Origin of the sequence: Nocardia sp. NPDC006630, assembly GCF_040611495.1 — a bacterium.
Classification (GTDB): Bacteria; Actinomycetota; Actinomycetes; order Mycobacteriales; family Mycobacteriaceae; genus Nocardia.
On the sequence record NZ_JBEXOK010000021.1, the window covers coordinates 1 to 13,690 of the forward strand.

A 13,690-nucleotide genomic window follows, 5' to 3' on the forward strand; every position below is an offset into this window, starting at 1 on the left:
GACGGGTACGAGTACCTGTTCTGGGTCGGTTGCGCCGGTGCGTATGAAGACCGCGCCAAGAAGACCACCAAGGCCGTCGCGGAACTGCTCGCGACCGCGGGGGTGAAGTTCATGGTGCTGGGTCAGGAAGAGACCTGCACCGGTGACTCGGCGCGGCGTGCGGGTAACGAGTTCTTGTTCCAGCAGTTGGCGATGCAGAACATCGCGGTCCTCGATGGGGTGTTCGAGGGTGTGGAGGCGTCGAAGAAGAAGATCGTCGTCACCTGTGCGCATTGCTTCAACGCTTTGAACAACGAGTACCCGCAGGTGGGTGGCTCCTACGAGGTGGTGCACCACACGCAGCTGCTGAACCGCCTGGTGCGCAGCAAGAATCTGGTGCCGGTGTCGCCGGTCGCGAAGAACGTCACCTATCACGACCCGTGCTATCTGGGTCGGCACAACAAGATCTACGACGCTCCGCGTGAGTTGATGGAAGCTTCCGGCTCGACGCTGGTCGAGATGCCGCGCCATGGTGAGCGTTCGATGTGCTGTGGTGCCGGTGGTGCGCGGATGTGGATGGAAGAGAATCTGGGCAAGCGCATCAACGTCGACCGGGTCGATGAGGCCCTGGATACGTTGCAGGGTGGGAACGAGCCGTCGTTGATCGCGACCGGTTGCCCGTTCTGCCGGGTCATGCTGACCGATGGTGTGACCGCTCGTAAGGACGGTGGCGAGGTCGGTCAGGGTGTCGAGGTCGTGGATGTCGCGCAGTTGATGCTGGACTCGATCACTCGGGTCGAGGGTTCTGTGCTGACGGAGAACCTGAAGGTGGTGCAGCAACCGAAGGTGCAGGAGCCGGAACCGGTTTCCGAGCCCGAGCCGGTCGCCGAGGCTGTGGTCGAAGAGGCTGCGGCCGAGCCCAAGGCTGCTCCGGCCGCGGGCAAGGGCCTGGGGATGAAGGGCGGGCTGAAAGCCCCCGGTGCGAAACCAGCTGTGGCGGCCCCTGCCAAGGGTCTCGCCATGAAGGGCATTGCGAAGAAGCCTGGTGCCAGGCCCGCTCCGGCTGATGCCTAGTCCACGTCGGCGGTGATTGCTCGCAGCCAATCATGTTCCAGCACGCCGAGTTCGGTGCGGGGCGGTTCGCCGTAGAACCATTCGCGGGCGATGCGGTGCCAGTTGCCGCCGGCGCGGAGCTTGCCGAGCAGGGCGAGGGTGCCGTATTCCACGCGGCGGGCGAAAGCGTGTTCGGCGGGGGCGTATTCGCGGCGCCAGTTCTCGAAGTAGCCGCGGCGCGGATCGACGAAGGCGAGGATGGAGGTGGCTGCCGCATCCTCGGCAATGCGGATATCGGCATCGGTGAGCAGCCAGCCGGAGACCTCGTGCACCAGCCGCAGGCACTGGTCCGCGGTGGCCGGTGAGTTCGGTTCCAGCACACCGTAATCGACGAACAGTTCTCGGAGCGCGGCGCCGCGATATTCGGCAGCTGCTCGGACGCAGTCGAGTTCGAAATCCACGGCGGTCTCGTCCATATGCTTGAAGAGGCCGAAATCCAGGAAGGCGACCTTGCCGTCGGGTGCGAGCAGGATATTGCCGGGGTGCGGATCGCCGGTGAAGCGGCGCTCCCGGATCATCGATCCCACATAGAAGCGCAGCAGGATCTCGCCCACCCGGTCACGCTCGGCGTCGGGCAGTGCCGCGATCTCCTCGAAGCGCAGCCCCTCCACGAGTTCGGTGACCAGCACGCGCGCGGTGCACAATTCGGTCTCGATCGCGGGGATACGAATGAACGGGTGGTCGCGGAACATTTCGGCCACGGTCCGATGATGTTCGGCCTCGGTGCGGTAGTTCGCCTCGTCCGCGAAATGGGTGGCCAGTTCCCGCACGAGCGCATGGCCCGCGACGGCCGGGGCGACGGTGCGCAGCATGCGCATGACCAGCGCGAGATTCTTGATATCGGCCCGGATCGCCACATCGATGCCCGGGTACTGCACCTTGACCGCGACCGCGCGCCCATCGGCGAGCCGGGCGCGGTAGACCTGCCCGATGGAGGCCGCGCCGATCGGCTGCCTGTCGAATTCGCTGAACACCGCATCGATCGGACGCCCGTAATCGGCCTCGATCACCTTGCGCATCTGCTCGAACGGGACCTGCGCGCTCTGGTCGTAGAGGGCGGCGAGTTTTCGCTGAAAGCGTTCGCGCTGCCGAGGCGGGAGGGACTCGATCCCGAAGGCCGCCAGCAGATCGAACATCGACAGCAGCTGCCCGGCCTTCATGGCCAGGCCCTTCATACTGCCCAGCACGGTGACTATGTCTTCGGCGGCATCGGCGAGTGCGCGTTCGGTCCGGGCGATATGTTCCGCATCGGAATCGCGGACCATCGACAGCGTCACGCCCGCGCCCCGGACAGCCTGTCCGGCAATGAGTTTGCCCAGCTGCGCGCCGCGCCGCGCCCTCGAGGTGGGGATTTCCTTCGCCATCAACGACCTCTTCTCAGCGACCCGCCGAGATTAGCAGACGAGGTCGTCGGCTAATCAGGAGTTCGCTTCCAGGCTCCGCAGACCGGGGGTGAGTACCGCCACCGCGGTATCGATATAGCGTCGCCGATCGGTTTCGCCGCCCCCCTGCAGCGTGCGCATGACCGGCGGAATCGTCAGCGCCAGCAGCATCCAGCCGACATCGCCGGTATTCACATCGTCGCGGATGACACCGGAATCGACTGCGCGGGAAAGGAATCGGTCGACGGTGGCGGCGAGTATGCCGCCCAGGCCCAGAATTCTGGTATTGAGTTCGTCGTCGATGCCGGGCAGTTCGAACAGCATGGCCTGCATGAGCGCCGGATCGGATTCGGCGATATGGCACATCCGCTCGACGGCCCCGGACCAGGTCCGGATCAGTTCGTCGACGGTGATCTCATGATCGAGCGCCGCGGGTTCGAAGACGTCCCCGGCGATTTCGGTGAGCAGCCGGTCGAGTCCGTAGTCGACGACATCGTCGAGAATCGCGCGCTTGCTGTCGAAGTAGCGGTAGAAGGTGCCGTAACCGATGCCCACCTCGGCGGCGATATCCGCGGTCGAGGCAGCTGCATAACCCTTGGTGGTGAATACCCGGTAGGCGGCCTCGATGAGCTCACGGCGTCGCCGCTCGGTGTTCTGTTCATCGCGCGGCCGGCCGGGCCCGCGGCCGCGCTTGGCTGGTTCGGTCATCCAGCACATCGTATGCGCCCGTCGGCGGGGGATGGCCGACCGCGTGCGCGCCGGATCAACTCTTGCGCTTCTGTCTGAGACGGTTTAGTTTGATGACGTATTCGTCCGCTAATTGAGTGCTGATCAACGAGGCATTCGTGGAAGCGGATGTTCATGACAAAGGAGTCGCTCATGACGCAACCGAAGCCGCCCGCGATGACGCGATGGGGATGCCGGTCATGACCGTGGCAGTGGTGACCGGCGCCGGCAGCGGGATCGGGCGGGCGACGACCCTGCGTTTCGCTGGTCGCGGTATGACGGTGATCGTCGCCGATATCGACGAACGCACCGGAAACGAGACCGTCGCGCTGGTGCGCAAGGCCGGTGGCCGGGCGGAGTTCCGCCGCCTCGACGTCGCCGACGCCGTCGCCTGGGAGGAGTTCGCCGCCTCGGTGCGCCGCGATCACGGTGTGCCGGATGTGGTGGTGAACAATGCCGGAATCCTGATCTCGGGCGGATTCCTGGAGCAGAGCGGCGACGACTGGCGGCGCATGATCGCGGTCAACATGATGGGCCCGCTGTGGGGTTCCCGAGTGTTCGTCCAGCAGATGGCCGAGGCGAATACCCGTGGCGCCATTGTGAATATCTGTTCCGTCGGAGCCTTTCTCCCCACCGCGCTGGCCCCCTCGTATGTGACCGCCAAGGCCGGAGCCTGGATGGGCACCCAGGCGCTGCGCGCCGAGTTCGCGGGCCGGGGTATCCGGGTGAGCGCGGTGTGCCCCGGTCTGATCGCCACCGAACTCTCGGCCAATGGCACCCGCGCCGGAGCGGATGCCCTGGCCGAGGCCGACTGGGGCTCGAAACTCGATCGGGCACAACAGCTCTTCGGCCGATCCCCGGACAAGGTCGCGAGTGCGATCGAGCGCGCGATCCGCTGGAATCTCGCGACCGTGCCGGTGGGAATCGAGGCCTGGGCCGGGTGGTATCTGTCCCGGCTCGCCCCCGGACTGCTGCGCGGGGTCACGGGTCTGGCGCGAATGCCTGTGGCGGAGAGAGCTGTTCAACTGTCGGGTCGAGTGCTGGGTGGTCAGCGATGAGAACGGCGATCGTGACCGGTGGCGGCGCGGGCATCGGACGTGAGACGGCCCGCCTGCTCGCGCGGACCGGTTACCGGGTGGTGGTGGCCGATATCGACGAGAGCGCCGCGCAGGCGGTGGCCGACGAGATCGCAGCCGCTGCGGGCAGTGCGCATTCCTATCGGCTGGATGTCGCGAACGAAGCGCAATGGGACACATGCGCCGAATGGGTGCGCAGCGAATTCGGCCCGGCGCATGTGCTGATCAACAATGCCGGAATCATGAATACCGGCGGATTCGTCGAAACGACCGTGGCACAGTGGCAGCGCACCGTCGACGTCGATCTGATGAGCGTCATCTACGGCTCCCGTGTCTTCGCCCGCCAGATGATCGACGCCGGAATCGAAGGCCATATCGTCAACCTCTCGTCCGCGGCGGCGTTCTTCCCCGCCAAGTACATTCCCGCGTATGCGGCGGCCAAGGCCGCGGTGCTGCTGGCCAGTCAGGCGCTGCGAGTGGAGTTGCGGCCCAAGGGAATCGGGGTCACGGCCATCTGCCCCGGCGCCATCCGGACCGACCTGATCGCCCATGGTGAGCGCGCGGGACTCGATGCCGACCGGCAGGCCGCCTGGCGTGCCGACGCCGGTCGGGTCCAGGGGCTGGCCTTCGCGGGCCCGGACAAGGTCGCGCGGGTCATCGAACGCGCGATCCACCGGAATCCGGCCGTGGTTCCGGTGAATCCGGAGGCGTGGATCGGATACGGAGCCTTCCGTCTCTCGCCCGGCCTGGTGCGCGCGGTCGGCAGCCTCGGATCCTTCGATCTCGCCGATCGGCTGCTGCCGGGCCTTCAGCCGCTGCTGAATCGAATCATGAAGTGAGACAACCATGAATGACACGGACAATCCGCAGTACGAGGTCGCCGTGGTGGGCGCGGGGCCGGGCGGCATCGCGGCCGGGGTGAAACTGCGCCGGGCCGGAATCGACGACTTCATCGTGCTCGAGCGCGCCGGCGAGGTCGGCGGCAGTTGGCACGAGAATCACTATCCCGGTCTGGGCGTGGACGTTCCGGCACTGGCCTACCAGTACTCGTTCGCCCGCAAGGCGACCTGGAGCCGGGTGTTCCCGCTCGGCCCGGAGGTCAAGGAGTACCACGTCGAGGTCGCGCACCGGTTCGGTGTGCACGAGCGGGTGCGCTTCGGCGCCGAGGTCGAGCGCGAGGAGTGGGACGACGAAACAGGCTGGTGGAGATTACATCTGGCCGACGGCACCACGGTGACGGCGCGCTTCGTCATCAGCGCGGTCGGCGCGTTCGTTCGCCCGAAGGCCGATGTCGGCATCGCCGGTGCGGCCTCGTTCAAGGGCAAGGTACTGCGGCCCAGCGATTGGGACCACGGGTACGACCTGTCCGGCAAGCGGGTCGGCATTATCGGCACCGGCGCCAGTGCGGTACAGATCATTCCGTCCATTGCGCCGGACGTGGGGGAGTTGACCGTCTTCCAGCGCACACCGGTGTGGTCGCTGCCCAAGCCCGACTTCCGGATTCCCGCTGCGCTGCAACGGGTTCTGGCCGTCCCCGGCCTTCAGCGGGTGGTGCACGGCGGCGCGCTGGTCGTGGTCGATCTGGTACTGCGCGCCATCGTCGGCATGCCCGGCACCGTGGTGCATCCGGTCATGAATCGTTTCGACGCGAGTTGCCAGGCGCTGTATCGCCGCTACCTGGCGCGGGTGATCGACGATTCGGCGACCCGGGACGCGCTCACGCCGCACTTCGGCGTGCTCGCCAAGCGCCCGACGCTCTCGAACGGCTATCTGCGCGCCTACAACCGGGACAATGTCACGCTGGTGACCACGCCCATCGAGAAGATCACCCCCACCGGCGTCCGCACCGGCGACCGGACGCTGCACCGTTTCGACGCGCTCATCCTGGCGACGGGTTACGAGGTGTTCTCCGATCCGGAGACCTACCGTCCGGGAACGGTGCTGGGCCGCGCGGGATTCGATCTGGCGAAGTTCTACAACGAACAGGGCCTGCAGGCGTATCAGAGCGTGTCGGTGCCCGGTCTGCCGAACCGCTGGACCCTGGTCGGCCCGTACTCGTGGACCGGATCGGGATGGCATGCCTTCGTGGAGATGACCGCCGATCACGCGGTGCGCGCCATTACCGAGACCCGCCGGCGCGGTGCGCCGTGGTGCGAGGTCCGGGCGGAGGCCGCCGCGGCCTACCACCGCCAGGTGCATCGTCGTGGCGCGGCACTGCGCTACTACCTGGCCGACCTCAACGGTCATGTCCCGACGTACTACCGCAATTCCCAGGGCGACAGCACCTATGTCCGCCCGTCCGGCTTCTTCGAGGCGAGCCGGGGCAATCGCCGCTTCCCGCTCGACGACTACCGATACGGGAACAGAACAAAGGCCAGGGTCCTATGAGCTCCACCCTCACACCGTCCTATGACGTGCTGGTCATCGGCGCGGGATTCGGCGGTCTCGGCACCGGGACCGCGCTGCGCCGTGCGGGTATCGAGAACTTCCTGATCATCGACAAGTGGGATCGGGTCGGCGGCACCTGGAATGCGAATACCTATCCGGGAGTCGCCGTCGATGTTCCCTCGCCGATCTACAACTTCTCCTTCCAGCAGCGCTCGAACTGGTCGCGATTCTTCGCCCCCGGCACCGAGATTCAGCGTTATGCCGAGGAGGTGGCCGATCGTCAGGGCCTGCGCGGCAAACTGCGACTCGGGTGCGGCGCGACCGAGGCGCGCTTCGACGAGGCCGCCGATCTGTGGCGGGTGCGCACCACCGACGGCGCCGAGCTCACCGCTCGATTCCTGGTGAGCGCCGTCGGAGCGCTCGAACAGCCGAAGCCGCCCGCCATTGCCGATATCGACGCCTACACCGGCACGCTGATGCATACCGCGCGCTGGGATCATTCCCAGGACTACCGGGGCAAACGAGTTGCCGTCATCGGCACCGGAGCCACTGCCCTGCAGGTGATTCCGAAGCTGGCCGAACTGGCGGCGCAGCTGACCGTATTCCAGCGCACCGCCATCTGGGTCGCGCCCAAACCGGACTTCCCGATGGGCACGGCGGGCAATCGGATGCTCGACTTCCCACCGGCTCAGCAGGCAGTCCGGCTGATCGGCAATGTCGCGGTCAATGCGTTTCTGGGCCTGGGTTTGGCGCTGTCGGACTATCCGCGTCTGACCTCGGCGGTACTGGGCACCGGCGAGGCATTCCTGAAGGCGTACCTGTTCACCCAGATTCGTGATCGCACCCTGCGGCGAGCGCTCACCCCCACCTATCGCCTCGGGTGCAAACGGCCGTCGATATCCAACGCCTACTTCCGGACCTACACCCGCCCCAACGTGGACTTGGTCACCACACCGATCGAGCGGTTCACCCCCGGCGGCATCGTCACCGAGGACGGCGAACACCGCGAGTTCGACATGGTGGTGACCGCCACCGGCTTCCAGGTCATGGACAAGGGCGCGACACCGCCGTATCCCGTATACGGCTGCGGCGGAATCGAATTGGGCGAGTTCTGGGATACGAACAAGTACCAGGCGTACGAGGGCGTATCGGTGCCGGCCTTCCCCAATATGTTCCACATCTTCGGCCCCTACGGTTATGCGCCGGGTTCGGTGATCCCGCTCATCGAGGCGACCGCGGCGCACAGCGCCCGGGCGATCGGCGAGGCACGGCGGCGGGGAGCCACCCGCGTGCAGATCCGCCAGGAACCGCACGACGAGTACTTCGCCCGCATGTACGCCCGCAACCGGAACACTTACCTGTTCAAGCAGGGCTGTGCCGACTCTCGCACGTATTACATCAACTATCAGGGCGACGGTCCGGCCTTCCGCGCCACCACCCAGGCCGGAATGTACTGGAGCAACCGGCATTTCCCGCTCGATCACTACCGGTACACCACCTCGCGAACCGCTGTGTCCGAACCCGGCGGCGAAGCACAGCCCGTGGGCGCTTCGCGGGCGCCGATCACCCACACCTGACCCGGAGACCATCATGACCATCACCTCATTCCTGCATACGCAGCACACCGCATCGACACCGGTGGACGACTCCGTGTTCAACAGCGCCGCTTTGGTTTTCACCATCGAGGGCACCTTCGACGCACCGGTACAAGCCGTCTGGACCGCCATTGACGACGACCGCGCCTGGAGCTGGCTGCCGTTCCCCGGTGTCGGGGTGCAGTACGACTCGCCTGCGCGTGGTGTCGGCGTGGTGCGTGAAATGGGCTCGGTGTTCGCGCCGTGGCGTTTCCTCTGGGTCGAACGCGAACACTTCTGGCGGTACGAACCCAACCAGCGCATCACCTTCGGTGTGGTGAGCGGCAATTGGATGCAGTACCTGCTGGTGCGCCAGTACGCCGAGGACAAGACCTTCGCCGACCTCGGTGACGGCCGGACGAAGGTGGTGTGGACCGTCGCGGTCACGCCGCGCCTGCCCCTGCGTTTCTCCACCTGGTTCCCGTCGGTATGGCGGACCGCCTACCGGTTCGGCGGCGTGGGGCCCTTTTTCCGCCGTCGGGTCGCCGCCGTCGCACGCCGGCATCAGACCGAGGAAGGTGTCAAATGACCCGAAGCAATGGACACACCGCCGAATTCACCGGCACCACCGAATCGCCGCAGTACGAGGTCGTGGTGATCGGCGCCGGAATCGGCGGCATCTGCGCGGGAGTGAAACTCCAGGAGATCGGGATCGGCGACTTCCTCATTCTCGACCGCGTGGGCGGGCTCGGCGGCACCTGGTACAGCCACAGCTATCCCGATGCCGGCTGCGATATCCCCAGCACCACCTACCAGTTCTCCTTCGCCCGCAAACCCGACTGGGATCGGCTCTTCGCCAAACGCGATCAGATCCTGGAGTATTTGGAGCAGGTCGCCGCCGAGTACGACCTGCCGCGCCGAATGCGCTTCCACACCAGCATCATTCGCGAGGAATGGGATGAGGATCAAGCTCTGTGGCGGCTGCACGTGGACTCCGGTGAGGTGATCACCGCCCGCTTCGTGATCAGCGCCGTCGGCGCGTACATCAATCCGAAGACGCGGCCAAACATTCCCGGACTCGACTCCTATACCGGGGTTTCCATGCATCCGGCCCACTGGAATCACGAGTACGACTTCACCGGTAAGCGGGTCGGCATCATCGGCGTGGGCGCCAGCACGATGCAGATCGCGCCGAAACTCGCCGCTCAGGTCGCGCGTTTGGATATCTATCAGCGGACCCCGCAGGTGTACCTGCCGAAGCCGGATTTCGTCTTGCGCCCGTGGATGCAGCGGCTGCTCGCCCTGCCCGGTGGCTCCGCCATTGCCAACGGACTGGCGCAGGCGGTGGTCGATTCGCTGCTGCGCTTCGCGATCTACACGCCGGCGCCGGTATGGAAAGCCGGTGCTCGCGCAGTGGACTTCCTGGGCCGTCACGCGTACTCGGGCTGGGTGCGATACAAGGTGAAGGACAAGAAGACCCGAGAGGTGCTGCGCCCGGGCTTCGGAATCGTGTGCATCCGAGGTGGTGCCGGCGGTGATTATCTGCCCACGCTCAATCGTGAGAACGTCGATCTGATCACCACGGGGATCGCGGAGATCACGCCGAACGGAATCCGCGCCGCAGACGGTACCGAGCGGGACATCGATGCGTTGATCGTGGCGACCGGGTACGAGGTGTTCTCTGATCCGGAGAGCTACAAGCCCGGAACCGTCATCGGCCGTGACGGTTTCGACCTCGGCGTCTTCTACAACACCGAGGAGCTCAAGGCGTACTACAGCACCTCGGTCGCCGGTATTCCGAACCGCTTCCTCATGATCGGCCCGTACTCCTGGACGGGCACCGCGTTCCACTATTTCGTCGAGAATTCCATGCGCCACATCGCCGCGGTCATCGACGAGACCCGCCGCCGTGGCGCGGTCACCGTGGAGGTGCGGCCGGAGGCGCAGGAGCGGTTCCATCAGGGGGTGATCCGCAGCGGACGAAATCTGTCCTACTACTTGGAAACTCGATGCGAGGGCTCCAATACCTACTTCGTGAATTCGCAGGGCAAATCGCCCTATATCCGCCCCTGGTCGCTGGTGAAGACCTATCGCAAGGCCACCCGCTTCGATCGCGAGGATTACCGGTACGGCCGGCGGGTCGAGGTCGATGTCCCCACTGCTGCCTCCTCCGCCGAACTGGCGCGAGGCTGAGCCCGTACAGGCCAGGCCGAGGCGCCGAAGATGATTCATAGCATTGGTGCGAATCGGCGCTCGCATCGAATGTGTAGAGCGAATCATCCGGATGTATAGAAGTATGTTCATCCTTATTGTGAGAGTTCCGCAGTTTCTTCACACTCACTCCTGAGGCGGCAGTGGCCGCGCCGAGAGCTCGAGACGACGTCAGGAGTGCGTGTGAAGATCGGAATCCCGCGTGAAGTGAAGAACCACGAATACCGGGTCGCGTGTACACCGGCGGGTGTGCACGAGCTGGTCGCCCGGGGTCATGAGGTCTATATCGAGGCCGGTGCCGGTGCCGGATCCAGCTTCGAGGACGGCGCCTACGGCTACGCGGGCGGGCGGGTGCTCGATTCCGCCGACGAGATCTGGGGGACTGCGGATCTGGTGCTCAAGGTGAAAGAGCCGGTGGCCGAGGACTATTCGCGGATGCGGGCGGGCCAGACGCTGTTCACCTATCTGCACCTGGCCGCGTCCAAGGAATGCACCGATGCGCTGCTGACCTCCGGCATCACCTCCCTCGCGTACGAAACCGTCACTGCCGGTGACGGTTCGCTGCCGCTGCTCGCTCCGATGAGTGAGGTCGCCGGCCGATTGGCTCCGCAGGCGGGTGCGTACCACCTCATGCGCAGCGGTGGCGGCCGCGGTGTGCTCATGGGCGGTGTGCCCGGCGTGCGTCCCGCGAAGGTCGTGGTGCTCGGCGCGGGTGTGTCCGGCCGCAATGCCATTGCCGTCGCTCACGGTATGCACGCCGACGTCACCGTGCTCGATCTGAATATCGCCCGCATCCGGGAAATCGACGACCTGTACCGCGGGGCGGTGCGCACCGTCATGTCCAATCGCCTGGAGGTGGAGAACCTGGTGCGCGAGGCGGACCTGGTGATCGGCGCGGTGCTGGTGCCGGGCGCCAAGGCCCCGACATTGGTCTCCAATGCGCTTGTGGCGCAGATGAAACCGGGCTCCGTGCTGGTCGATATCGCTATCGACCAGGGTGGCTGCTTCGAGGATTCACATCCCACCACCCATGCCGACCCGACCTACCGGGTGCACGATTCGCTGTTCTACTGCGTGGCGAATATGCCCGGAGCCGTGCCCCACACTTCGACCGTCGCGCTCACCAATGCCACACTGCCCTACGCGATTGCGCTGGCCGACAAGGGCTGGCGCGGTGCGGTGGCCGCCAATGCGGGCCTGGCAGCTGGGTTGAGCACGCATGCCGGGGCATTGCTGTCGGAATCGGTCGCGGCAGCGCACGGCTACCTGGTCGACACCCTTGCGGCCTAGTCTCGAAAAGGGCAGTGCCGCAGAGGGTTAGCGAACCGCCCGGTCAGGAAGCGACTCCGCCCGGCTGGACGTGCTCGAAGATCAGAATGGTCTGGGTGGACGCGACCGCCGGGTGCGCACTGAGGTGCTCCAGCACGAATCGGCGCAGCTCACCGGAATCCGCGGTGGCAACGTGGATCAGATAGTCGTCCACCCCGGCCACGAAGTAGACGTTCTCCACCTCCGGCAGCGCCGCCATCTGCTCACCGAATTCGGCCAGGTGGCCGCGCGCCCCGGAATGCACCCGCACCGCGATGATGGCCTGCAGATCGCGGCCCAGGGCGGCCGGATCGATATCGGCGTGGAACCCGCGAATCACACCCGACTCGACGAGTGCGCGCACCCGCCCGAGGCAGGTCGAGGGCGCGATCCCCGCGCGGGCGGCGAGCGCGTTATTGGTGATCCGGCCGTCCTTGGCCAGTTCACTGAGCAGCAGCCGGTCGATGGCGTCGAGCGAGACGCGAGGGCGAGGCGCGGCCGGAACCACGGGCGACGAAACCTTCCTCATGACCCGAAGAGTACCGAAGATCCTTCGCTACCAAGGGGTAGAAGCAGAGGAATCTTCGAGGCTCCAAAACATTACGTAGTAGGCTGTTATATATTTGACGTGGTGATGCGCGAAGAGAACGTCAGGCCCGATCTCCCCGAGGGATTCGATGTCACCGATCCGGAGATGTGGGCGCGGCGGGTGCCGGCCGAGGAGCTGGCCGAGCTGCGCCGCGTCGCGCCGATCTGGTGGAACCCGCAGGCGCGGGATATCGGCGGTTTCGACGATGCGGGATTCTGGGTGGTCACGAAACATGCTGACATCAAAGAGGTCTCGCTGCGCGATGCGGAGTTCTCCAGTTTCGAGAACACCGCGATCCCGCGTTTCAACGACGATATCCAGCGCGAGCAGATCGAGCAGCAGCGCGCCTCACTGCTGAATATGGATGCCCCCGAACATACGAAGCAGCGCAAACTCATCTCGAAGGGCTTCACCCCGCGGGTGATCGGCGCGCTGCGTGCGCAATTGGCGGCGCGCGCCCACTCGATCGTGCAGCGCGCCGCGGAGGCCGGATCGGGCGATTTTGTCACGCAGGTGGCCTCCGAACTCCCGCTGCAGGCGATTGCCGAGCTGATCGGCATACCCCAGCGTGATCGTTCGAAGATCTTCCAGTGGTCCAATGCGATGACCGGCTACGACGATCCGGAGTTCGACGGCGATCCGCTCACCGCCGCCATGGAGATCCTCGCCTACGCCTATGCGATGGCCGAGGAGCGCAAGGGCCATCCCGCGGACGATATCGTGACCGAGCTGGTCAATACCGATATCGACGGCGAATCGCTCAGCTCGATCGAGTTCGGCTACTTCGTCATCCTGCTGGCAGTCGCGGGCAATGAGACCACGCGCAATGCCATCAGCCACGGCATCATCGCCTTCCTCGACAACCCGGACCAGTGGGAGCTTTTCAAGAAGGAGCGCCCGAGCACCGCTGTCGACGAGATCATCCGCTGGGCGACGCCGGTCAGCCTGTTCCAGCGCACCGCGCTGGTGGATACCGAACTCGGTGGTGTGCGCATCGCCGCGGGGGAGCGGGTGGTGCTGGTGTACCGGTCGGCGAATTTCGACGAGGAGGTCTTCGACGAGCCGAACCGGTTCGACATCCTGCGCGATCCCAATCCGCATCTGTCCTTCGGCGGCACCGGTGCGCACTTCTGTGTCGGCGCGAATCTGGCGCGGCTGGAGGTCGCGCTGATCTTCGACGCCATCGCCACGCACGTCCCCGAGCTGACCAAGCTCGCCGATCCGAAGCGATTGCGATCGGGATGGCTCAACGGCATCAAGGAATTCCACGTCGACTACGGGACCACAGCTGTGAAATGAATTCGGCCCACACGGCAGGCCCCCGGACGGTAGCTTTGCGTTCGA

At 65.6% G+C, this 13,690-nt stretch carries 12 protein-coding genes; 9 read left to right on the forward strand and 3 right to left on the reverse strand.

Annotated elements, in window-relative coordinates:
* The coding region (locus ABZX86_RS38845) for a (Fe-S)-binding protein (protein ID WP_355131240.1) at positions 1-1,053 on the forward strand (1,053 nt) is incomplete at its 5' end.
* Here the strand turns inward: ABZX86_RS38845 and ABZX86_RS38850 are convergent.
* Both ABZX86_RS38850 and ABZX86_RS38855 read right to left on the reverse strand, forming a co-directional pair.
* On the reverse strand, positions 1,050-2,456 hold the full coding sequence (locus tag ABZX86_RS38850; protein WP_355131242.1) for an AarF/ABC1/UbiB kinase family protein: 1,407 nt from the start codon (positions 2,454-2,456) through the stop codon (positions 1,050-1,052). The genes ABZX86_RS38845 and ABZX86_RS38850 overlap by 4 nt on opposite strands.
* A 54-nt stretch (positions 2,457-2,510) precedes the next feature.
* Complete coding sequence (locus tag ABZX86_RS38855) at positions 2,511-3,182, reverse strand: TetR/AcrR family transcriptional regulator (protein WP_355131244.1); 672 nt, start codon at positions 3,180-3,182, stop codon at positions 2,511-2,513.
* A 218-nt stretch (positions 3,183-3,400) separates the two neighbouring features.
* Between ABZX86_RS38855 and ABZX86_RS38860 the strand changes: the two genes are divergently transcribed.
* From ABZX86_RS38860 to ald, 7 genes are all read left to right on the forward strand, one after another.
* Positions 3,401-4,258, forward strand: a complete 858-nt coding sequence (locus ABZX86_RS38860) for an SDR family NAD(P)-dependent oxidoreductase (RefSeq protein WP_355131246.1) — start codon at positions 3,401-3,403, stop codon at positions 4,256-4,258.
* Complete coding sequence (locus tag ABZX86_RS38865; RefSeq protein WP_355131248.1) at positions 4,255-5,115, forward strand: SDR family NAD(P)-dependent oxidoreductase; 861 nt, start codon at positions 4,255-4,257, stop codon at positions 5,113-5,115. The genes ABZX86_RS38860 and ABZX86_RS38865 overlap by 4 nt, the downstream gene beginning before the upstream one ends.
* A 7-nt stretch (positions 5,116-5,122) precedes the next feature.
* A complete protein-coding gene (locus ABZX86_RS38870; RefSeq protein ID WP_355131250.1) occupies positions 5,123-6,664 on the forward strand; it encodes an NAD(P)/FAD-dependent oxidoreductase in 1,542 nt (513 codons plus the stop codon).
* Positions 6,661-8,241, forward strand: a complete 1,581-nt coding sequence (locus ABZX86_RS38875; RefSeq protein ID WP_355131252.1) for an NAD(P)/FAD-dependent oxidoreductase — start codon at positions 6,661-6,663, stop codon at positions 8,239-8,241. Before ABZX86_RS38870 ends, ABZX86_RS38875 begins: the two co-directional genes overlap by 4 nt.
* A 13-nt stretch (positions 8,242-8,254) precedes the next feature.
* Entirely contained in the window at positions 8,255-8,827 is a 573-nt protein-coding gene (locus tag ABZX86_RS38880; protein WP_355131254.1) for an SRPBCC family protein, read from the forward strand.
* Positions 8,824-10,431 (forward strand): NAD(P)/FAD-dependent oxidoreductase, encoded by a 1,608-nt coding sequence (locus ABZX86_RS38885; RefSeq protein ID WP_355131256.1) that lies wholly within the window; start codon positions 8,824-8,826, stop codon positions 10,429-10,431. Before ABZX86_RS38880 ends, ABZX86_RS38885 begins: the two co-directional genes overlap by 4 nt.
* Before the next feature lie 201 nt (positions 10,432-10,632).
* Complete coding sequence (gene ald / locus ABZX86_RS38890; RefSeq protein WP_355131257.1) at positions 10,633-11,739, forward strand: alanine dehydrogenase; 1,107 nt, start codon at positions 10,633-10,635, stop codon at positions 11,737-11,739.
* 43 nt (positions 11,740-11,782) lie between these two features.
* Here ald and ABZX86_RS38895 read toward each other — a convergent pair whose 3' ends face one another.
* Positions 11,783-12,286 (reverse strand): Lrp/AsnC family transcriptional regulator, encoded by a 504-nt coding sequence (locus tag ABZX86_RS38895; protein WP_355131259.1) that lies wholly within the window; start codon positions 12,284-12,286, stop codon positions 11,783-11,785.
* Positions 12,287-12,391: 105 nt separating this feature from the next.
* Here ABZX86_RS38895 and ABZX86_RS38900 point away from each other — a divergent pair, with 105 nt between their 5' ends.
* The gene (locus tag ABZX86_RS38900) at positions 12,392-13,645 is read left to right on the forward strand and encodes a cytochrome P450 (protein ID WP_355131376.1); all 1,254 of its coding nucleotides are present in this window, start codon (positions 12,392-12,394) and stop codon (positions 13,643-13,645) included.
* Positions 13,646-13,690 lie beyond the last annotated feature (45 nt).